Annotated in this window: 16 protein-coding genes; 10 read left to right on the top strand and 6 right to left on the bottom strand. The window is 39.7% G+C overall.

Annotation, left to right across the window (positions count from 1 at the left end):
* Positions 1-27 precede the first annotated feature (27 nt).
* The 5 genes from G6R09_RS03205 to G6R09_RS19820 all read left to right on the top strand — a co-directional run bounded on the left by G6R09_RS03205 (position 28) and on the right by G6R09_RS19820 (position 6,498).
* A complete protein-coding gene (locus G6R09_RS03205; RefSeq protein ID WP_065176973.1) occupies positions 28-1,941 on the top strand; it encodes a pyridoxal-dependent decarboxylase in 1,914 nt (637 codons plus the stop codon).
* Positions 1,942-2,100: 159 nt separating this feature from the next.
* Positions 2,101-3,324, top strand: a complete 1,224-nt coding sequence (locus G6R09_RS03210) for an aromatic amino acid transporter (RefSeq protein WP_163920470.1) — start codon at positions 2,101-2,103, stop codon at positions 3,322-3,324.
* A gap of 29 nt (positions 3,325-3,353) precedes the next feature.
* Positions 3,354-4,628 carry a tyrosine--tRNA ligase gene (gene tyrS, locus G6R09_RS03215; RefSeq protein ID WP_065166719.1) on the top strand — a complete coding sequence of 425 codons (1,275 nt, stop codon included), beginning with the start codon at positions 3,354-3,356 and terminating at the stop codon, positions 4,626-4,628.
* 274 nt (positions 4,629-4,902) lie between these two features.
* Positions 4,903-6,015 (top strand): M20/M25/M40 family metallo-hydrolase, encoded by a 1,113-nt coding sequence (locus G6R09_RS03220; protein WP_163920472.1) that lies wholly within the window; start codon positions 4,903-4,905, stop codon positions 6,013-6,015.
* A 315-nt stretch (positions 6,016-6,330) separates the two neighbouring features.
* Entirely contained in the window at positions 6,331-6,498 is a 168-nt protein-coding gene (locus G6R09_RS19820; protein WP_181314991.1) for a hypothetical protein, read from the top strand.
* Between the two features lie 88 nt (positions 6,499-6,586).
* Here G6R09_RS19820 and gcvT read toward each other — a convergent pair whose 3' ends face one another.
* A complete protein-coding gene (gene gcvT / locus G6R09_RS03225) occupies positions 6,587-7,705 on the bottom strand; it encodes a glycine cleavage system aminomethyltransferase GcvT (protein ID WP_065176975.1) in 1,119 nt (372 codons plus the stop codon).
* A 250-nt stretch (positions 7,706-7,955) separates the two neighbouring features.
* Here gcvT and gcvH point away from each other — a divergent pair, with 250 nt between their 5' ends.
* Together gcvH and gcvP are read left to right on the top strand one after the other, a co-directional pair.
* Positions 7,956-8,336, top strand: coding sequence for a glycine cleavage system protein GcvH (gene gcvH / locus G6R09_RS03230; RefSeq protein WP_065166716.1), 381 nt, complete (start codon positions 7,956-7,958; stop codon positions 8,334-8,336).
* Positions 8,337-8,358: 22 nt separating this feature from the next.
* On the top strand, positions 8,359-11,235 hold the full coding sequence (gene gcvP, locus G6R09_RS03235) for an aminomethyl-transferring glycine dehydrogenase (protein ID WP_163920474.1): 2,877 nt from the start codon (positions 8,359-8,361) through the stop codon (positions 11,233-11,235).
* Positions 11,236-11,333: 98 nt separating this feature from the next.
* Here gcvP and G6R09_RS03240 read toward each other — a convergent pair whose 3' ends face one another.
* The 4 genes from G6R09_RS03240 to G6R09_RS03255 are packed head-to-tail and all read right to left on the bottom strand — an operon-like array spanning position 11,334 to position 17,829.
* Entirely contained in the window at positions 11,334-12,194 is an 861-nt protein-coding gene (locus G6R09_RS03240) for a hypothetical protein (RefSeq protein WP_065166714.1), read from the bottom strand.
* Entirely contained in the window at positions 12,191-13,432 is a 1,242-nt protein-coding gene (locus G6R09_RS03245) for a hypothetical protein (RefSeq protein WP_163920476.1), read from the bottom strand. Before G6R09_RS03245 ends, G6R09_RS03240 begins: the two co-directional genes overlap by 4 nt.
* Positions 13,433-14,074 carry a hypothetical protein gene (locus G6R09_RS03250; RefSeq protein ID WP_163920478.1) on the bottom strand — a complete coding sequence of 214 codons (642 nt, stop codon included), beginning with the start codon at positions 14,072-14,074 and terminating at the stop codon, positions 13,433-13,435.
* Positions 14,071-17,829: an ATP-binding protein gene (locus G6R09_RS03255; protein ID WP_163920480.1), complete on the bottom strand. Its 3,759-nt coding sequence runs from the start codon at positions 17,827-17,829 to the stop codon at positions 14,071-14,073. Before G6R09_RS03255 ends, G6R09_RS03250 begins: the two co-directional genes overlap by 4 nt.
* Before the next feature lie 284 nt (positions 17,830-18,113).
* Here G6R09_RS03255 and G6R09_RS03260 point away from each other — a divergent pair, with 284 nt between their 5' ends.
* The 3 genes from G6R09_RS03260 (at position 18,114) to G6R09_RS03270 (ending at position 21,536) form a co-directional block, all read left to right on the top strand.
* Complete coding sequence (locus tag G6R09_RS03260; protein WP_065166913.1) at positions 18,114-18,980, top strand: WYL domain-containing protein; 867 nt, start codon at positions 18,114-18,116, stop codon at positions 18,978-18,980.
* A 614-nt stretch (positions 18,981-19,594) separates the two neighbouring features.
* A complete protein-coding gene (locus G6R09_RS03265) occupies positions 19,595-20,272 on the top strand; it encodes a hypothetical protein (RefSeq protein WP_065166914.1) in 678 nt (225 codons plus the stop codon).
* A gap of 148 nt (positions 20,273-20,420) precedes the next feature.
* Complete coding sequence (locus G6R09_RS03270) at positions 20,421-21,536, top strand: HD domain-containing phosphohydrolase (protein WP_065166915.1); 1,116 nt, start codon at positions 20,421-20,423, stop codon at positions 21,534-21,536.
* Positions 21,537-21,562: 26 nt separating this feature from the next.
* On the opposite strand, the gene pcp is transcribed toward G6R09_RS03270, so the two are convergent.
* Positions 21,563-22,201 carry a pyroglutamyl-peptidase I gene (gene pcp, locus G6R09_RS03275; protein ID WP_065166916.1) on the bottom strand — a complete coding sequence of 213 codons (639 nt, stop codon included), beginning with the start codon at positions 22,199-22,201 and terminating at the stop codon, positions 21,563-21,565.
* Position 22,202 lies beyond the last annotated feature (1 nt).

Raw genomic sequence — 22,202 nt, forward strand, 5'->3', positions numbered from 1 at the left:
TTTATTGATAAGTAAATAGGTTTTATTATGAGCGACAAAATGAACGTAGATGCCCTATTCTTAGGTCCAAAATCAGAAAACCAAGTATTCTTCAAAGAAATGATGGATTACGCTGTCAGTGAACATATGCACTGGCGTTCTGATTTCCATCCTGAAGATGCGCCATTAATGACGCCTGTTACTCAACATCAACCTGATTTCCGCGATACGCTTTACCGTACTGAAGGTATTTTGCAAGATCTATCAGCACGCCTTAAAACAAAGTCAGTGCCATGGTTCTCTCCTCGTTACCTTGGCCACATGAATGCTGATACATTAATGGTGTCAAACCTTGCATACGTGATGACGATGCTTTACAACCCAAATAACTGTGCACACGAAGCGTCACCTGTGACGACAGAACTTGAGTTGGCTGCAGGTCATGACCTATGCCGTATGTTTGGCTACGATGTAAACAAATCATGGGCACATATCACTTCAGGCGGTACTGTTGCTAACTATGAAGGTGTTTGGGTTGCACGTAATCTTAAAACAATGCCACTCGCCATTGCAGCTTGTGATAAATCAAAAGATCTTGTTGAAGGTATGACTGAGCACCAGCTACTGAATATGAAATCTAAAGATATTCTAGATTTAACAGATGAGTTGAAAAAACGCGGTATTTTTGAAGAAGTTCGTGCATTAACAGCACGTGGCGTTGGGGTTGATGCAGGTAAACTAGGTAAGTTCTTAGTGCCTCGTTCTAAGCACTATTCATGGATGAAAGCAATGGATGTACTTGGCCTAGGTCAAGAGCACATTGTTCCTCTAGACGTTGATGGTAACTACCGCACTGACGTTGAAAAAATGCGTGAAGTAACATTCAAACTCATGGAAGAAGGCACACCTATTCTTGGTATGGTATCTGTTGTTGGTACGACTGAAGAAGGCTCTATTGACGCTGTACATGAAGTGATCAAACTTCGTCAAGAGTGTGAAGAGAAATACGGCGCATCTTTCTACGTGCACGTTGATGCAGCATACGGTGGTTACGTACGTTCAATGTTCCTTGATGATGATAACCAATTCATGGAATACGATGCACTGATCGAGCGTTATCGTAACGATGATGTGATCCCTGAAGGTGTTGTATGGCCTAAACGTGCTGTTTACGATGCGTTTGCGGCAATGTCTGAAGCTGATTCTATCACTGTCGATCCACATAAGGTTGGTTTCATTCAATACGCAGCGGGTGCTGTCGCTATGAAAGATAAGCGTATTGTAGACTTAATTTCTTACCACGCCGCTTACGTATTTGAAGAAGCGGGCGACGAAAATGAAGAAAATAAACAAGTCGTACTTGGTTCTTCTATCATGGAAGGTTCAAAAGCCGGTGCAACAGCTGCTGCAGTATGGGCCGCTCACCGTCTAGTACCACTAAACATCAGTGGCTATGGTCATGTGATTGGTCGCGGTATTGTGACTGCCGATTGGTTTGCGAAGAAATTAGCAACAGCAGAACCATTTGTTGTTGATGGTCGTCGGTTTGAGGTTCGCCCTCTAATGCACCCAGACTTCCATATGGTTGACTTTACTTTCAAAGAAATCGGTAACGATAGCTTAGAAGCGCATAACAAACTAAACCAACGCATTTACGAACTATGCTCTTACGCAACAGGTCGTACTTACACTAAAGACTTCCTAACCTCTTCTACTTCTCTATCAGAAGAAGAATACGGTCAAACTCCACGTCTCTATGCAGAAAGCCGTGGCTTTAGTGACAATGAATGGAACACTGTTGGTTCTGTATATATTCTTCGTTCAGCGGTAATGACTCACTTCCTACGTGATGAAATTCGCTTTAATAATTACTGGAATAACCTTCGTGATGTATTCACAAGCCTTCTAAGTGAAATTATTGATGAAGAAAACAAACAAAAATTAGCACATACCGCTGCTTAATAAGGAATACAGCGCCAGTCTTCATGACTGGCGTTTTTTTATACCAATGAAACCAACTTATATTTTAATTAATTATCGTCGATTATTCATTATCGACGGTTAAGTTCTTATTGCCTAATACCTTGGTAACTATTAGGTACTATTCACAGGACAATCGTCATGAATGTAAAGTCTATTGGCGCGACGCTGCTAATTTCAGGAACCATGTTAGGCGCTGGAATGCTTGCTTTACCCTTAATTTCTGCAGGGTTAGGGATTTATAATACCATTCTATTATTAACCGTTTTATGGGCAATAATGACCTATACCGGATTAATGCTATTAGAAGTTTGTCTTAATTACCCAGAAGGCACAGGCCTTGAAGCCATTGCTTATGATTTATTTGGCAAAACAGGTAAATGGGTAATTAATATATCACTACTGTTATTACTTTATGCGTTATCGTGTGCATATATAGCAGGTGCATCATCGATATATAAAAATGATTTCACTGATTATTTTCATATATCGTTATCATCACATACCATTGCAATCGTATTCACAATAATTATTGCTACCATTGTGTTTATTAGCACCAAAGCGGTTGATATTGCCAATCGAGTTTTATTTACCAGTAATATCGTTATTTTCTTTATTCTGGTTATTACGATTATTCCTTACCTTCATGGTCATTTTTTAGTCAACAGTCACGATTCAGCAAAATATGCTTTTGCGGCGATTCCTGTATTTATTACTGCCTTTGGTTTTCATGGCAGTGTACCCAGCATGGTGAAATATATTGGCCGTGATAACCCCAAAACATTACGTAATATTTTTGTTGCTGGCGGTTTACTTCCGCTCGTTGTTTATATTATTTGGGAAATTAGCATGTTAGGCTCGTTACCTCGATTTGGTAACCATAGTTTTCAATATGTTGCACAACACGGCTCAAGTGTTGGCGTTATGCTTCAACAAATGCAAATATTTATTCAAAATAACAACATTATTTACCTAATTGGTGCTTTCTCATCCATTGCCATGTTCACTTCCTATCTATGTGTTTCATTAGGGTTATTTGATTCATTGGCAAGCACCTTTAAACGTGGTAATAATACCATAGACAGATTAATGACTGCTGTACTGTGCTACTTGCCACCTTTGGTTTTCACGCTTGTGTATCCTAATGGCTTTGTTCCAGCTTTAGGTGCTGCAGCAATTTTCTTAACAATCCTAGCAATTCTGTTTCCTGTGCTTGCCCTTAGAAAACTTCGTGGTAAACAACATCAAATTGAATATAATGTAGCGACAAATAATATAGCGTTATTTGTTGTAGGATTTATTGGTCTACAAGTCATAATAAACCAGATACTGACATTGAATAATGCCGTACCTATTTTTAAATAAACGTAAATAAAATGATTATTGGAGAACACATGAATCATTTGAATTTAATTCAGGAGCTTAAAGATCGCGGTCTGATCGCTCAAATTACGGATGAAGAAGCTTTAAGCGAACGTTTAGCGAAGGGTCCGATTACATTATATTGCGGCTTTGATCCAACGGCAGATAGTTTACACCTAGGTCATCTGGTACCTCTACTTTGCCTTAAGCGCTTCCAAGAAGCGGGTCATAATCCAGTAGCCTTGGTTGGCGGCGCTACCGGTATGATTGGTGATCCAAGCTTTAAAGCGACTGAGCGTTCACTTAACACTTTAGATATTGTTGCAGACTGGGTTACTAAAATCCAACGTCAAGTTTCTCCTTTCCTTGATTTTGACAATGCAACAAACCCTGCTCGCATGGTAAACAACCATGACTGGTTTGGTAATATGGATGTTCTAACATTCTTACGTGATATTGGTAAGCACTTTTCTGTTAACCAAATGATCAGCAAAGAATCTGTTAAGCAACGTATTAACCGTGACGAAGTAGGTATCTCTTTTACTGAGTTCGCTTACAGCTTGCTACAGTCTTATGACTTTGCAAGCATGAACAAAGACATGGGCATGGAACTGCAAATCGGTGGTTCTGACCAATGGGGTAACATCACTGCCGGTATCGACCTAACTCGTCGTATGAACCAACAGCAAGTATTCGGTATGACTGTACCGCTAATTACTAAGTCTGATGGTACTAAGTTTGGTAAAACTGAAGGCGGCGCTGTTTGGTTAGACCCAAGCAAAACTAGCCCATACAAGTTCTACCAATTCTGGATGAACACAGCAGACGCTGACGTATACCGTTTCCTACGTTTCTTTACTTTCCTTTCTGAAGAAGAAATTCAACAGATCGAAGAAGATGATCGTAACAGCGGCAAAGCGCCTCAAGCACAACGTATTCTTGCAGAAAAAGCAACAGCACTAGTACACGGTGAAGAGCAATTAGCAGCAGCGCAGAACATTACTCGTTGCCTATTTGAAAATGACCTTGAGCACTTATCAGAATCTGATTTTGCGCAACTAGCACAAGATGGTATGCCAACAGCACAAGCATCTGCTGAAGACGATCTTCAACAAGTACTTGTTAACGCTGAGCTTGCGACATCTCGTAGCCAAGCGAAAACTCACATTTCGTCAAATGCAATCATGGTTAATGGCGAAAAAGTAAGCGATGCTTACTACGCTTTCCAAGATGCTGACAAACTGTTTGGTCGTTACACACTTATCCGTCGTGGTAAGAAAAACTACAGCCTTATCGTTTGGGGTTAATCCTTAACCGATAATTGTTATCTTGATTATAGGTAACACTAAAAACCACCGTTACTAATCATAGCGGTGGTTTTTTATTACTAATAACAAGCACCTCGCACCTCGCACCTCGCACCTCGCACCTCGCACCTAAATTCTTTCCACAAATACGATACCGCTAACACAATTTGATATTTTTATTAATAAATTGCCACTTAATTTGATTTAACCCCAACCCCTACTCTTCCGTTTGCGTTTACAGTCATAGCATTCCATACCAACGTGAAGCTAAATTATGTCGACTATTAATCAACAACGCCTTATTAACCACTTTATTGAACTAATCAAAATCAACAGTGAATCACGCAATGAAAAAGCCATTGCTGAAACCCTAGCTGAACAATTAGGTGAATTAGGTTTCAGTGTTCATCGTTTACCTGTGCCAGAAGCGGTATCTAACGGCTTTAATATTTATGCCCGTTTAGACGGTAATATCAATGACACTATCGCAATTAGTTGCCATATGGACACCGTCAATCCGGGTAATGATATCGAACCTATTATTGAAAATGGCGTGATCCGCTCAAAAGGCGACACCATTTTAGGCGGTGATGATAAATCAGGCATTGCTGCAATTATGGAAGCGGTACGTTGTATTCAAGCTAACAACCGTGATCACAAAACCATTGAATTAGCATTCACTGTTCATGAAGAAGGTGGCTTACAAGGCTCTAAACTGTTTGATATGAGCTACATTACCGCAGAGAAAGCGATTGTATTAGATTCAGGCGGTGCAATTGGCGCGATTGTAACCACAGCACCCGGTCAGCAGAGTTTAAAAATCACCATTACAGGTAAACCTGCCCATGCTGGTTTAGCGCCAGAGGAAGGCATTAACGCATTAACCGTTGCGGCTGATGCTATCACCAACATGCGCTTATCACGTATTGATGAAGAAACCACAGCAAACATTGGCGTTGTTCAAGGCGGACAAGTGACCAATATTGTAATGCCTTCACTATACCTTGCAGCAGAAGCACGTTCTTTAAATGATGCCAAGCTTGAACGCCAGACTGCACATATGATTGAAACCTTTGAGCAAGCTGCAGCAAAACACGGCGCTCAGATCAATATCGAATCGAGCCGTTCTTACAATGCTTATCATATTGATGATAATGACCCACATGTACAAAGTATTATGGCGGCATTTAGCGCTAATGGCTTAACCCCATTTACAAAATCAACCGGTGGCGGTAGTGATGCCAATGTATTTAATGGTAATGGCTTAAAAACAGTCAATCTATCAACGGGTATGAGTAAAGTTCATACAACAGAAGAATTTATTACCGTTGATGACATGACAAAAATCACTGAGTTTTTATATACATTCCTATGTAAAAATGACTAATAAACAATGCAAAATTAACAATAAAAGCAGTTAACTTACAGCGACTTACTAATTTTCACTCATAATTGAAACAAGTAAGTCGCAATCTCAAAAAGAAACACAAATAAAGCCACACAACCAGTCACTAGTATTAACATTTATTTTTCGATTTTGAAAATTATGTCACTACCATGACATTTTAAAACGGTATATAGTATACCCATATAAAATAATGAGCAGCATGTTAAACAAATACTATGACTAACTTCTATATCCAATCATAATCATCTTATCTCAGATATAGAGCACAGCACCCAAAATAAAGAAGATTTAACGATGGATATTCAACATCTAACACCAACCGAAAAAGATCTGTTTATCAAAACATTGGCTGAGTGTTATCGACGTCTAAAAGCAGCAAAAATAGAAGCAAAAGAACTCACAAAAGATGGGTTTCAATTAATGTTTCGATCAGTTTATAAAGATATAAATAATATGACTTAATTATTTTTATAGTTGAGCACAGAGGCGTACAACTAGACGCCTCAATAAAGATGATCAACCACAATAAACACTTATCGGCTACGGACATCTATCCACGATAATAACGTTGAGCAACAAAAGGCATTTTAGTGACTGTCATTGGCAATCGCTTACCACGTACCTCTGCAAATAATACTGTATCAATCTCACTAGATGTCAGCGCGACATAGGCCATGGCAACAGGGATCGCAATTGATGGACCAAAAGTACCACTGGTCACACACCCTACTTGGTTATTATCAGCATCAAACAATAAGCTACCTTCTCGAACTGGTGCTTTAGTTTGTCCAATCAGCCCGATTCGCTTACGATCTACAGCTTTCGTTTCCATCTGCGTTAAAATAATATCAGCGCCGATAAAGCCACCAGCACGTTCACTACCTGTACGACGAATTTTACTGATCCCCCATAATAAACTTGCTTCAATCGGTGTGGTTGTCGAATCAAGATCATGCCCATACAAACATAACCCACACTCTAGACGCAGAGAATCACGAGCACCCAATCCGATCCATTCAACACATTCATTAGCCAGTAAAGCTGTCGCTAATGCTTGTGCATGTGAATTTGGTACTGAAATTTCAAAACCATCTTCACCGGTATAACCTGAACGGCTGACATAACATTCTTGACCTAACAGCTCAATACGTACTGCATCCATAAATACCATCTCACGCACTTGAGGGTTCAATTGTGCTAACACCTCGACAGCTTTAGGACCTTGCAACGCTAATAATGCGCGATCGGTAATGACTTCCAGCTCTACACCTGCTTGTAAATGTGATTGTAAATGTGCGATATCTTGCGCTTTACAGGCTGCATTGACCACAATAAACAAGTGATCGCCAAAATTCGTCACCATCAAATCGTCTTCAATACCACCCGCTTCATTGGTAAAAAATGCATAGCGCTGTTTGCCTTCCGGTAAATCAATAACATCCACAGGAACCAGCATTTCGAGCATTTTTGCCGCATTTTCGCCCCGTAAACGTAGCTGTCCCATGTGTGAAACATCAAACACCCCAGCGGCATCACGACAATGCAAATGCTCCTTTTTAACGCCCAAATTATACTGCACAGGCATTTCATAACCTGCAAAAGGCACCATTTTGGCCCCCATTCTAACATGTAGATCATATAACGGAGTCTGTAATAAAGGTTGAGACATGATGATTTACTCCCAAATAGCCACAGGCGATATCCAATGATTGATCCACCCTATCAAAAGCACCACTAGAACGGAAAAGCCAATAACTGATATCTTGATCGCATCCGCAATATTGTTAAATAGCTATGACAACCAGCAAACGGTTACGTAGAATTTGAACCAATAAATTAACATTCGCAGCTTGAATACAAATACTAACAATATTAATCAACATTGTTACTCATACAATCTTCCCTACAGGAGTATAAGCATGGAAACGACACTAAAATTTACAACCAGCCATGAGTGGGTACGTGATAACGGTGATGGTACTATCACCATGGGCATTTCAGAGCATGCACAACAATTGTTAGGTGATGTTGTTTTTGTTGATCTGCCGGATATTGGGGATGTTACTGATGCAGGAGAAACCTTTTCATTAGTCGAATCGGTTAAAGCAGCTTCTGATATTTATGCGCCCGTTAGCGGTCAAATTCTTGAAACCAATAGCGAACTTGAAGATAGCCCTGAGCTCATTAATGAGGAACCTTATCTTGGTGGTTGGATAGCTAAAATAAAATTAGACGATATGTCACAGCTTACCGCACTAATGGATAGCGATACGTACCTTGCATCTATTGCTGAAGTATAATGCCATCGCCAAGGAAACAATAATGACGTCTACTACATTACTTAGCATTCTTAGTGATGACTCTCGTTTTGCTCAGCGACATAATGGGCCGAACCTGTCGCAGCAACAACAGATGTTAGCGGCAATTGGCGTATCAAGCATTGAGCAACTTATCCAACAGACTCTGCCAGCGTCCATTGCATTACCTGAACCAATGGCATTACCAATGCCACAAAGTGAAGCCAATATGCTAGCTTCACTCAAACAGATCGCATCTAAAAATATTATCAACAAAAGTTATATTGGTCAGGGCTATTACAATACTTATACCCCGAGTGTGATTTTACGTAATATTTTAGAAAATCCAGGGTGGTATACCGCTTATACGCCTTATCAGCCTGAAATATCACAAGGCCGTTTAGAGTCATTGCTTAATTTTCAGCAAGTAGTGATGGATATGACAGGCATGGATCTCGCCAATGCGTCTTTATTGGATGAGGCAACCGCAGCCGCTGAAGCAATGACGCTGTGTCTTCGTGCCGGTAAAAATAAAAGTAAGCAGTTTTTCATTGCCGCCAATGTTCACCCGCAAACGATTGATGTAGTTAAAACTCGTGCCCAATTTATTGACATTGAGATTGTTATCGGTGAGCCACAACAACTCCAAGACTACGATGTATTTGGCGCATTATTACAATATCCTGCAAGCAATGGTCAAGTTGAAGATTTAACTGATATTATTGCAACTGCGCACAGTAAAAAGACCTTGGTCACCGTTGCCAGTGACTTGCTAGCCTTAACCTTATTGACACCACCAAGTGAAATGGGAGCCGATGTAGTGATTGGCAGTGCGCAACGATTTGGCGTACCAATGGGCTTTGGTGGCCCTCATGCTGGCTTTATGGCAACCAAAGATCAATACAAACGTACTATGCCAGGACGCGTTATTGGCGTATCAAAAGATACCAAAGGTAACCGCGCACTGCGCATGGCAATGCAAACTCGTGAACAACATATTCGCCGTGAAAAAGCGACATCTAATATCTGTACCGCCCAAGCGTTACTTGCCAATATGGCAGCTTTTTATGCGTTATATCATGGGCCAGAAGGGCTTCAAAAAATCGGCCGCCGTGTACATCACTTTACTGCGATTTTGGCTGCTAGTTTACAAGATAACGGCTTTATTATTGAAAATAGCAGCTTCTTTGATACGCTCACATTAGTTACCGCAGAACAAACAGACAGCCTGTATCAACAAGCACTGGACGCTGGCGTCAACTTACGCAAATATTCCAATAAACTGGGTATTAGTCTTGATGAAACCACCTCGATTGATGATATTCGAACTCTGTTTCATTTACTCACTAATCAAGCACTTGATCTAAGTTACTATACTGAAACCATTGCTACTGATGAGTTTGCTGCAATTCCTGAGCGTTGCCGTCGCCAAAGTAAGTTTCTGGCCCATCCGGTATTTAATCGCTATCACAGCGAAACCAACATGATGCGTTACATGAAACAACTCGAGAATAAAGACTATTCACTCACCCATGGCATGATCCCGCTTGGTAGCTGCACGATGAAACTCAATGCTGCCACAGAAATGATCCCTGTCACTTGGCCTGAATTTAGTCAACTCCACCCATTTGCTCCACCAGCACAAACATTGGGCTATCAAGAGCTAGTGCAAAAGCTATCGGCTAAGTTATGCACGATCACCGGTTATGACGCTGTCTCGCTGCAACCTAACTCTGGTGCACAAGGTGAATATGCCGGGCTTATTGCGATTCAACGCTATCATCAAGCCAATGGTGATCACCATCGTAATGTATGTTTAATTCCAAGCTCAGCCCACGGTACCAACCCAGCTTCTGCTGCAATGGTGTCAATGAAAGTGGTTGTGGTGGCTTGTGATGACCAAGGCAATATTGATCTTAATGATTTACAAAACAAAATTGATCTACACCGCGATAATTTGTCTTGTATTATGATCACCTACCCTTCAACCCATGGTGTGTATGAAGAAGGCGTACAGCAAGTGTGTGAACGTGTTCACGCCGCAGGCGGGCAAGTCTACCTTGATGGCGCAAATATGAACGCACAAGTGGGATTAACCAGCCCTGGATTTATTGGCTCGGATGTTTCTCACTTAAACCTTCATAAAACCTTCTGTATTCCCCATGGTGGTGGTGGTCCGGGTGTGGGACCTATCGGAGTTAAATCGCATCTTAGTCCTTTCTTACCGGGGCATATCGATAATCAACACCCACAGGAAAATCAATATGCTGTATCAGCAGCAGCACTCGGATCAGCTTCAATTCTGCCGATTTCATATGCCTATATTTCAATGATGGGTGAAGCAGGACTAAAGCAAGCTACCGAGATCGCGATATTAAATGCGAACTACATAATGGAACGTTTACGACCTCATTACCCTATTTTGTATCGCGGTACACAAGGTCACGTCGCCCACGAATGTATTATTGATATTCGTCCATTAAAGGCTGCATCTGGTATATCAGAAGAAGACATTGCAAAACGCTTAATGGACTATGGTTTCCATGCACCTACAATGTCGTTCCCTGTCGCGGGTACATTAATGATTGAGCCTACAGAATCAGAAGATTTAACCGAATTAGATCGTTTCTGTGAAGCGATGATCGCCATTCGCGAGGAAATTAATCAAGTACAAACTGGCGCATGGCCTTTAGAAGATAATCCATTGGTTAATGCCCCTCACACTCAAGCCGATCTGCGTGATGCTGAATGGACTCATTGTTATAGCCGCGAGGTTGCTTGCTTCCCATCACCACACACTCAAACCGCGAAATATTGGCCAAGTGTGAATCGTGTTGATAACGTATTTGGAGATCGAAATTTAGTTTGTTCATGTCCAAGCATTAAGAATTACGAAGAGTAATTTTGTAAACACTCACAGATAACGAAGTTGGAAGCTAACTTTAATTAAAAAGGCGAACCGTTTAGTTCGCCTTTTTTAGCCAAATTTGTACACAATACCTACTTCAGATTACAACTTACTAGAGAACACTGATTCTTGATCAAGTGCTCTTGCGTTATTGCCAATGTATTCATCTCAATTAAGGTTAAATGCTCTCGTATTGATGAGCTAACATCTCTACTCTTGAGCCTCTCAAGCTGATCTAGTTGTTTTAAAAATTCATCTAGCTTATTGATACTTTGAAATAACTCCAGATTAAAGGCAGGAACAACCCAACAGTGTTTAGCATTACTTAGCTGCTCAACCATATCCAAGCCTGCTGGATCGTAATCATAGAAAAAGCCTACTTCAACGGCATTGTTGTCAAAGCATTCAATCAGAGTTGGTAGGTCTTTTTGGTTTTTTCCGTGACCACGGTAAACAAGCACAGCGGATTGCCATTCATCTGGCAAAGAGAATACAACTTCTTTCCATCGAACCATTAGCTCGCCATTTTCGATAATAAGTACTCGGCTAAAACGTGGGAAATCTAAATCATCCAACTCTACAGAAGCTACATACCTAGCTTCTTTTGGTACATCTGGCTGGTTCTTTAAAGGGATATTCACATTACCAGCTAAGCTAATGAGCTGCTGAAACACACCACCTTTTGCAGACTTCTCGCTAATACCAGGGCGTGCAGTATCCATCCGAGAGTTGCTACTCTGTTGAAAGGTCAGAAGATTTTCTCCCAATATTGAAGTAAAATACTTTTCAATTTCCCTCAATTCTGAACGGGATAAAAGAATTGAATTGCCACTAACGGCCCCGACTTCTACGAGCCTGCAAACTTCAGTATTGGACTTGTTGGCAGGAATCCTCTCCCTCGAATTAACAACAATCCTCTTAGCAGCATTAATTAGCGATAGAGATAGCGTCATTTAGCACCTCCGATTGTTTTAAAAACAATATCACTAATAATCACATTACCGTCATAAGGTAATACGACTTCTCTTTCTTCCTTAATTTGAACGATACTCTTCAAACCGACTTTTTGCGCACAAATGTATCCATCTACCAGTAAAAGCCAGTCCTCTAGTTCTATATCGAGATCAAACAGTGTATAGCTTTGCGCAGCAGATAGAGGGAGAATGTTAGGGTTGGATTTTATTGCCTCAAACATTAACTCTAGCGCTTCATCTACCTCGTTTAGTTCAAACTCTTCTTCATCTTCACGGACATCTGTAACTTCGATACTGTCTAAATCTGAAGCTTTGCCTTTTTTCCTCACACAGCTAGCAAGAGCCCTTACAGCCAAATCAATTAAGTCATCAGCTTGAATGTCACTGTTAGTATTTCCGTAGGCTCGTACTTCTGTTTTCGAAACCTGAGACAAGCAGTCAGGCAAACATTCAATGGAATCTATAGATGGCGAAAAGGTTTTGTCATCTTGGAACTTAGCTGCAAAAACATCAATAATGCGATTAAGCTTGGAAGATTTCTTATCTCGCTGAAGCTTTACCAACATATCGACCATTTTTTTGTTTGATACATTTAAGTCCTTCAATGCTATATCGATTTTAGATTTAAGTAGCTTCAAAAGAATTCGCTCAAGGTGAATATCAGTTTGTACCCACTCCCTTAGCTTTTTCACACTTAAATGCTCGAAGATACTATTGATTCTACCGATCTCAAGTTTGCATCGACCGATTTGACGAATTTTGTCATCAACATCAGTGACCATGCTAAATTCATCCGCAACGATCCTATGAAAAGAAGACACGGTCTCAACTAAGGCGTCATTTATCTCGACTGTTATCTCTCGAATTTCATCTAAGTAGTGTTGTTTTTTATCATCATTGAAGTCCTTAACTCGTCGGTAACTGTCAACGGCATAATCCAAGTTTTCAATCTGATTAGAAAACTCACCATGACGTTCTCTGAATCTATAACGACTCGTTACCCTATCCAGTAAACGTTTAACAGACGAATGAATTTGGACTCCATGCTCATCATCTAAGTGATATGCCAACTGATGTTTTGTAAGCGCTGCAATTGCAGCTTTATTGCTTTCACTATGATGAAGTACTCCAGCTTGCTCATAACAAGCCTCGTCTACTACGTCAGTATGAGTACTTAGAGCTCGCACAGCTTCTTTTGACTCCACTTGTCGAGACATCTAAATCAACCCCATTTGAGTATCTAATTCATTTCCACCATCAGCTTCATTTTCCAGCATCCCTTCATTAATAGCGATAAACTCCAAAGTCTCATAAAGCAATGACCATTTCGCTGTAGCGATAAAAAGAGAACCAGTTGATGATGGAGATACAAAGTATCCTTCTTGGACAAGATAATCTAAGATCGACCTCAGCTTCGTTTTACTCTCTTTGCTTTTATAGGCTCTTTTAAGCTTGTGTGCAATATGATCAAGCTGATTTTGAAGTGAGTTACTTTCCTCTATTGCTGCAAGTAACTCTGACTCCGAAAGCTTGCCACCAGCCATGATAGGTCTGGAGTCTGAGTCGATATTTCGGGCTAGCTTTAGCCAAGCGATTATCCCTTCCATCGTCTGTGAAAAAACTTCAAAGTCTTTGATAACTTCATTTTTCTTTCGGGTGTTATCGATGTTCTCGTATCCACAGTAAAAACCTAGGCCGTCTTGTGTTTTGACAGTTGTCATGCTTATTCGAGATAGGTATTGGTTCATGTCACTTCGATTTCTCGTATCGGATAAATATGTGTACTCAATAGGAGATGCATATTCACAGATCACTTTTTTACTCATAAGCAATCGGAAAACCGATTCAAACTTATTCATTCAACCACCTCCGTAGACTGATTTTGTTTCGACTCAGAAAGCAATGGGTTGACTCTGCTTCTACGTCCACCAATAAATGATTTAACACCCACATTCTTCACTATGTGATTTTTTGTCGCGAAGTACTTGTAAGTCGCTGGATGCAGATCTGGCTGAGCAGTGAACAAGCAAATACCTTTTTGAGCCATCATGTCGAATAAAATAGCCAGATTAGAGATGGAGATTTTCCCTAATTCGTCTAGCGGCCAGTGAATGGCAACGTCTTCATCCTGACACAAGAATCGAGTCATCCCACAGAAAACAACGATAATTGCCAGTTTGGAAATCCCTTCGGAGCCTACCTTTTCTAAATCTTCATCATTACGAACCACGGCTGGGCGTCCGTTCTCAACAATCGTTATCTCCATCTCGACCAAAGACTCTAAGTTTTTAGATATCTGAGCCTCTTTAAATGAAGCCAGCAGTTGCTTGAAAGAAGCAAGAAACGCTTTGGAAGGTAGACCTCTTGAGGTTTCGCCTGACCATCTATCCAATTCGACACTAAACAGGTTGAGGTCTTTCCAAAGATCAAAAGTATGAATCTTGCTTGACAGTTTAATGTGTATGCTGTCGATAGCAGGGAAAGGATTGCCCGTTTCAATCGACTTATCCAGAGTGGTTGAAACTGAATCAACCTTACTATTCACCTGTTTTAGAGTTTGGTGATAGTTAGATATTTGAGTCGATATTGAGCGAAGTGTCTCAATTTTAACGTCCCTAACATCTGGAATCACGTTAAGGACAAGCTCCTCAAGGTCTCCCAAGCAAGCAAGGGAAAATTGAGGACTATCGTAGTTGATAGCATAGTCATAATTTTCTGAAAGCTTCGTCATGGTCGCAGAGCGCATCAGTTCCCACATCATCTTTATTTCATTGTTGTCATCCAACCCTAAGATTGTGTTACTTACGTCTTTTACTTTACTAACGATTTCTTTCTTAAGCGTGTTAATCGCAGTAATTTTATCCGTCACGAGACTCACTGCGTGCTCAACAGAATGAAATTCCGAATCTACAGAGAGATCCTCTACGTTAGCTAAATCTGATTCATCGACCGCTTTTTCTAGACTATTAGTACAAGAAGTAAGCTGCGCTATGGCCTCCTTGACTGTAATGAGATCTTCTTCATCTAACTTAATTGAAGACGATACTTCATCAATTCTTTTGTTTACCGACTTCTCATAGTCGTCTCTCTTCGCTTCACCTCTCGCGATCTGGCGCTCTAAAACCAAAATTTCAGAATTATAGCTATCAATGTATTTCCATTCTGATTCTAGCCAAGTACCATAACCGTGAATTAAAGCTTGAAATGTTTTTATTTCCTCACATTGGCGCTCGAGGGATTCCCACTTCAACTTGGCTCTTTCGATGCTGACAGGATCCACTCCTTTATTCATCAACGCCTGGTTGAACGCTAACTTGTAGTCACTAACTCTGTCTGAAGTTATCTTTTCTTTATTTTTAATCAGATCATCAATAGCACTTTTTTTCGCGTCTTCTTCTGACAAACGATAGTCGAAGTTAGCTTTTACCTGAACACGCTCCTGTAGATGGCGCTGTTCTTCGTTTTCAAGTTTTTCTTTCAGCTCAGACTTGATAGCGAAAAATTGCGACTCTAGTACGCTTTTCTGTTTCTTAACTTTAGATCTACGACTTTCAGCATCACTTTCAAACTGGACTGTTTTTTGATCTTTTAAGAGATTGAGCTTACTCAATTCTTCCTCAAAGACTTTTGTTCTTTGACTTTGAATTTTTATTTCTTTGTGAAGCTTATCTGCTTCTTGCTCATCACTTTTAGCTCTGCTCTTCGCTTTACTTTGCCGAACTTCTACTTCTGACTCCTTGATTTTTAGAGTCTCTAATCGCTCTGAAAGCTTCTCTTCACTCAGACATAAATCAGGAAGTGCGATTGAATCCAGATCCAAATGGAGACCAAAAATCGACTCCGTAGCTTCTGGGTCGAAAAATGGTTTCAAGTTTTTCGCATTTAACAAACTAGGAGTTATTACTTTGCCTATATTGCCGCGCCAATCAGGCACTTTTTGATCTAGGTACTCGTTGAGCGAACCTTTTGCTGGCAATAATGCACGACTAACAGAAACTATTTCATCTGAAATTTCTTTTAATTCACTAGTACATGTGTGGTAAGTAGAAAGACTGCTCTCATGATTTTTCTCTGCCTGACGTAGTTGCTCATTCAAATGAATTACTGCATTGTGAGAAGCATTAAGTTTTTCACGCTTACTCTCAAGATCACTTTCCAGACTACGTAATTCACCTTTTTGCTCTGGTGTGAACTCTAAAGACTGCCCTTCTAGAATTGCAAGTCGGAATTGTTCTTGTCTTATCTTGTCAGACTGTTCATCAAACTCATCTTGCAACTTTTTCTTTTGAAGGTTGATGTCACTCTGCATCGCCTCTAAACGGTCGTTTTTTTGCTCGAATATCTCTTCCTTAGTGTTGAGTATGCTATTGATTTCTCTTTGCTTACGGGAGCGGAAATCAGCACATTCGAGTTCCAATTTTTGCACCTGGCTGTTAAATGTACTTTCTTCGGTTTCTACGTCTTCCAGTAAGTTGTCGAAATGTTTCTTTGCAGATTCTGTTTCCTTCAGCAAGTCACTCAAGCTATTATAAAGCGTGATTTTCCCTAAAATATCATCCTCGTTCTCGTACTTGTCACGCTTATTGTAAATAGCATCAACTACTTTGGATTTCCTTTCAAACTCAGTCCGATGAATGCTTAACTCAGTATCAAGCTTTTGAAGTCTATCTTTCCTCTCACTGACCAGGGAGCCGTACAACTCCTTCTGCGAACGAATTTTGTCAGACAACTGAGTATCATTTGATGCCAGTTGACGCAGATAAGAAGCGATTTGAGCTCGATAGGAGTTTAATTGCTTTATGTACTCATCAAGGCTGTCTTTACTTGCAACTGCTTCATCGAACTTGCTCTTTTTAGTGTCTAGTTGAACAAACACATCTAGGCTATTTGCTAAGTTGATATACTCTTTCTTATATGGAACATCGTCCATTGATGTATTATTCAAAAAACAATCAACAATCATCGTCTTGAAACGACTCAACATTTTCTTATGGCGCATCATTGTCGCCGTCAAAATATCGATATGATTCATGTTATGGCTCGCAGAACACAGCGAATACTCATGGGCGATTGCAACTAAGTTTTTACCCGCACGACTTCTTTGAGCTAAACGGTTTTTATTATTTAAAATGACTGCGCGGTAATCGACACTGGTTTCAATTTGCGAACTTACTAACATTGACTGAGACACAAGGTTTTTAAGCCATGTACGAGTTTCACTTCCCTGCTTAATTAGCTCGTCATACAAATGCTGAGAAAACAATTGTTCAGCGGTTCCTGTCAAAAACCGATAAGCGACACTGGAGCCATTCCGATACATTACAGAACACTTTCTCTCACCAAGTTTTTCATATTCGAATACGATGACAGATTTTGGGGTGGGCAAATAGTAATCGACAAAGGAAACTTTATCCGCTTGTCTATCCACCAGCTTACTCGGATCGGCTCCATAAAAGGCTGGAAGTAAACTTAACAAAGTCGATTTACCAGCTCCGTTATCACCCGTATTGTTGCTATGTCCGATAGCCTTGACCTTGAATAGTTTCCCTGGGATAAATGAGTGAAAAAGTACGATCCCTAGTAGTTTTGAGCTTTTTGTTTCAGATTTATTCATTTCTTTCATCACAGTACGGTAGAGATATTCTCAACCCCTCGGTTAGTGAATGATCTACAACAAACTTACTGACTCAGCTGCCACTAAGTAAGTCCATTATTTGTGCTTCCAACTTCCACCAGAGTTAAGAGGCTGCGTTTAAGATAGAAATGCCTCAACACCCAAAAGATCCAAGTGTGTCGTGTCTGCTAGCGGTCAAGAAATCAACTAGTATCATATTACATTGGAATCAAATGATTCGTTAGAGTAAATTAGTACAGTTCATTTTGATAAGGGTAATCATTGTGCGTTGTGTCGAATCTCCACAAACCAAGCGACTAAGGCTTATTGATTTCTATCTCTGCTTCTTTGGGAAAGTGAATCGCTCCGACCTTATTCAGCACGGTGATATTGCTGTTGCTACAGCAAGCCGCTCTTTTAATGCTTACAAAGAACGTTTTCCCAACAATACGGTTTTCAACGAAAGCCTGCGAGCATACATGAGGTCATCATCGTTTAGCCCAGCTTTTGAGCATGATCCCGAAGCTGCTCTGAGGTTAATCGCATGGGGTCAGGAGGTTAACTCTATTCCTGTAACAACTTATGGCGTAAGCAGCTTCGCAACAGTGTTGGACTCCCTTTCAATTGATATCGTCTCTCAAGTCACAAGGTCGATCCTGAATAAGCACAGTATTTCCGTCCTGTACAGTTCCTCAACTAGCACCGAGACTAGAACCCTGACGCCTCATTCTATATTTAAAGGACTTGGGGCTTGGCACATTCGTGCTTGGGACAGTAAAAGACGCAAATTCCTGTGCTTTCGAATCAGTCGAATCCTTAAGGCTGAGAAAACTGATTGCCTATACAGCATCGCTATAGAAGATGATGATCTTTGGAGTAGTAATGTCGTACTAAGTGTTGCGCCACACTCTAAGCACGAAAATAGAAATGACTTAGCCATTGATCTTGGTATGGGTGGTCAATACGTGCGAAATATTACTACTAACGAAGCTTTAGCAGGTTTCGTATTAAATGATCTTAATGTTGACTGCACTCCTGATGCTTCTTTGCCGCCGCATGCCTTCAACTTACAGTTGATGAATAGACACGAGCTAGAGCATGTTGACTCTATTCGAGCCCTAGTTCCTGGATTTAAATCAGGAAACCGATGACCATCACTAAACACCAAATTAGCGTATAGACAGCTATACATATTTGTTTTGTATATCCTTAACGAGTAGGACAATGAGCTTTAAAGCTACCTCAGATACTGGCTGGGTTAAGCCGATTAATCAGATACTGGCCTCAACCATTTAGGAGTGCAAACTTTATCCATTGAAGTCTACGGTAAACTTCTTCTTGAAATTACTAATGCTACCGATAGTTCTCGGTTCTATTCGTTCTACGCATGGGTATTTTATAATACGTTGGTACATATTTAATTTATTCACATAATTTATAAGCGGATCTTTTGATTCGCTTTTTTTATATTTTTAAGACACTTTTCTTGTATTTAAGAACAGTCAAATACCTATCACGCTTTTATATAACTACAACATATAGTTAGCATTAAAATAAAAACAAACTTTAAATAAATACTAACAACAAAAAATGCCACAACAAAACATAACACCATGATTAATAAATAAAAAAACAAATAATAAACAGCAAAAAGCATTAATAGATTTTATTTATTAATAACCTACCCTGTAAATATAGTTGTTTTAAATAACTAAAAAATCACATTTAAATTTGATCGACAATATAAATATACAAAGGAAGTGTTATGAATAAATTTATTTTATCTGCATTCATTACAACAGCATTATTTGGCTGTAACTCTAATGATGGTGAAGATATTATTGTTGATAAAGTTGGATTAGATATTTCGGCTCTAACTGAACAACAAAAACAAGATTACGCTCAAATTTCTACAGACATCAATGCATTTGTTTTATATGTGGCAGGCACTTGTGTTGATAAACAAGAACAGATCAACGCTGATTTCACAACATTAAGATGTAATATTGCCGATCATCTTACTGATATCGCTAAAACTGAATATTCAACGATTACACTGGTTGATGGAAAACTTGATATTACTCGTGAAAATAACGCACGGTTTATTATCAAGACAGACGAAGATGTGAAGTTTAAAGCGCCGACAATTAGCAGCGATACTCTTCGTTACCGCCTAAGTAGCGATAATAGTATTACCGTTCAAATATCAGGTGAAGACGAGCAAATACTCACCACCAGTTTCCGTGGTTTTTATACTGACGGTAGTCTTTCTGATAATGGTTCTTGGACAACTGAATCGATCAAAGACCAATCTTTTATCTTCACTGATGACGAAAACACTCAACTTATCGCACTCACTGAGGGTCAAGCCAAACTGATAGGAAAAGACGAAAAAAGCTATAGCTGGTCAACAGATACAATGGGTAAAGTCGTTCTGAAATAATCATCATGGCATAGGAATAGCGTCAATATAGCGCTATTCCACTCCACAATGTAAAAAATAGTGCTTATAGCTAATAAATAACTATACAAACAAATTTTCCTGATCAAATATAAACCAATGTGCATATGTTATGAAAAGGATTTTTTTGATGTATTCATTCCTAAACTCAACCCGTTCTCTTAAAGAGCGATTGGATCTCTTTGTTGCTTCGGTACAAGAATTATACCCCGATATTATAGGGATTGCTGTAACTCGAATGGATGATCACGATAATTTATACTCCGTTTATCGTAGTGCTGATTATGGCGATAATTTTCCAACATTTATTGAGTCTATCAGTAAATCACCACGCTTAAGTAAAATGCGCTCGTCATTAGAGCCAAGTATTATTGATAATATGCTTTGTCACCAATCATCAGTAAAGCGTATTCATTTACGACTATTACAGAGTAATTGTATTTCAAGCATGGCTTGTCCAATTTATACTAATGGCGTTTTTATTGGTGTACTGTTTATTAATGCCAGAGTAAAAGATTTTTTTAGCAAAAAAGTCAATTATTTTACGGCTTTCTCTCTTCTTATCACGCTTCTTATTAGTGATGATTTTAATAATAAAAAAGCATTTCACTCTATTGTCAAAACAGTCTTATTGTTAAGTCACCACAAAGATCCAGAAACTCAAAACCATCTAAAAAGAGTGGCTGAATATAGCCGCTTAATAGGGCTTTATTTAGCAAAAAGAAAAAAGTGTAATGGCGACTTTGTTGATTCTGTTTATCATTTTTCTGACATGCACGATATCGGTAAGTCTCTTATTCCAGAAGATATTTTATACTCAACTGACATATATACCACAGAGCAAAGAGCGATAATGAACCAACATCCTGAATTAGGTTGTCAGTTACTATCCAACATATTAACTACCTTTAAATATAATAATAACCAAGAACTGGATATTATTTTAAATATTATTCGTCATCATCATGAACGCTATGATGGAAAAGGATACCCTAGTCAACTCAAAGGTACGGATATTCCATTAGAAGCACGTATAGTAACGGTCGCGGATGTTATTGATGCATTGTTAAGTCACCGACCTTATAAACAACCGTGGTCAATCGACGATGTTGAACTGTATTTAATCAATGGTTCAGGAACTCTGTTTGATCCCTTATGTATTGATGCCATTTTAGATTCACTTGACAAAGTCACACTTATTCAAAGCCGCTATCCCGATATTATTGAAGAAGAGCTACCGGTGTAGCTCTTATATCAATTTATCAACAATAACTAGCAGATAGTACCGCCAGTTAATTGAATATCTTGCTCATTATCAATCACTGCTTGAGCGGCCACCTTTAAACCTTCAGCAATCATCACTAACGACATACTCGGTTGTTCCGTGAGCGCTGCTTGCTCTGGTAAGAGGGGAATATGAATAAAACCATGCCCAATATCAGTATCACGTAAGTAATGCTGCACACCATAAAATAAGTGATTACAGACAAAAGTACCCGCTGTATTAGAAACCTGACACGGAATGCCTGCTTGTTGTAACGCTTGCGTCATCGCTTTAATTGGTAAAGTTGAGAAATACCCATCAGGGCCATCAACAACAATCGGTTGATCAATCGGTTGATTACCTTCGTTATCTGCAATACGAAAATCATCAATATTAATCGCCACACGCTCTGGTGTGATCGCCGCACGTCCACCCGCTTGACCAACAGTGATCACATAATCTGGCTGGTGATGTTTAATCGCCTCAATTACGGCGTCAATTGCTTTAAAACGCGTAACAGGGACTTGGCAGATAACAATTTCACCGTTATTAAGTGCCACGCCCTCAAGTAATTTAACCGCTTCTAATGCAGGGTTAATTGCTGCGCCACCAAAAGGCTCAAATCCGGTAATTAGTATTTTTTTCATG

The sequence above is a fragment of the Photobacterium sp. Alg240-V54 genome, from assembly GCF_900537155.1.
In the GTDB taxonomy this organism is placed as follows: domain Bacteria; phylum Pseudomonadota; class Gammaproteobacteria; order Enterobacterales; family Vibrionaceae; genus Photobacterium.

What these genes read in the sequence shown, in the direction of transcription:
- gcvH (WP_065166716.1), top strand. Translation starts at nt 7,956, where the DNA reads ATGGAAACGACACTAAAATTTACAACCAGCCATGAGTGGGTACGTGAT.
- G6R09_RS03265 (WP_065166914.1), top strand. Translation starts at nt 19,595, where the DNA reads ATGAATAAATTTATTTTATCTGCATTCATTACAACAGCATTATTTGGC.
- G6R09_RS03220 (WP_163920472.1), top strand. Translation starts at nt 4,903, where the DNA reads ATGTCGACTATTAATCAACAACGCCTTATTAACCACTTTATTGAACTA.
- G6R09_RS03270 (WP_065166915.1), top strand. Translation starts at nt 20,421, where the DNA reads ATGTATTCATTCCTAAACTCAACCCGTTCTCTTAAAGAGCGATTGGAT.
- pcp (WP_065166916.1), bottom strand. Translation starts at nt 22,201, where the DNA reads ATGAAAAAAATACTAATTACCGGATTTGAGCCTTTTGGTGGCGCAGCA.
- G6R09_RS03245 (WP_163920476.1), bottom strand. Translation starts at nt 13,432, where the DNA reads ATGTCTCGACAAGTGGAGTCAAAAGAAGCTGTGCGAGCTCTAAGTACT.
- G6R09_RS03250 (WP_163920478.1), bottom strand. Translation starts at nt 14,074, where the DNA reads ATGAATAAGTTTGAATCGGTTTTCCGATTGCTTATGAGTAAAAAAGTG.
- gcvP (WP_163920474.1), top strand. Translation starts at nt 8,359, where the DNA reads ATGACGTCTACTACATTACTTAGCATTCTTAGTGATGACTCTCGTTTT.
- tyrS (WP_065166719.1), top strand. Translation starts at nt 3,354, where the DNA reads ATGAATCATTTGAATTTAATTCAGGAGCTTAAAGATCGCGGTCTGATC.
- G6R09_RS03240 (WP_065166714.1), bottom strand. Translation starts at nt 12,194, where the DNA reads ATGACGCTATCTCTATCGCTAATTAATGCTGCTAAGAGGATTGTTGTT.
- gcvT (WP_065176975.1), bottom strand. Translation starts at nt 7,705, where the DNA reads ATGTCTCAACCTTTATTACAGACTCCGTTATATGATCTACATGTTAGA.
- G6R09_RS03210 (WP_163920470.1), top strand. Translation starts at nt 2,101, where the DNA reads ATGAATGTAAAGTCTATTGGCGCGACGCTGCTAATTTCAGGAACCATG.
- G6R09_RS19820 (WP_181314991.1), top strand. Translation starts at nt 6,331, where the DNA reads ATGGATATTCAACATCTAACACCAACCGAAAAAGATCTGTTTATCAAA.
- G6R09_RS03205 (WP_065176973.1), top strand. Translation starts at nt 28, where the DNA reads ATGAGCGACAAAATGAACGTAGATGCCCTATTCTTAGGTCCAAAATCA.
- G6R09_RS03255 (WP_163920480.1), bottom strand. Translation starts at nt 17,829, where the DNA reads ATGAATAAATCTGAAACAAAAAGCTCAAAACTACTAGGGATCGTACTT.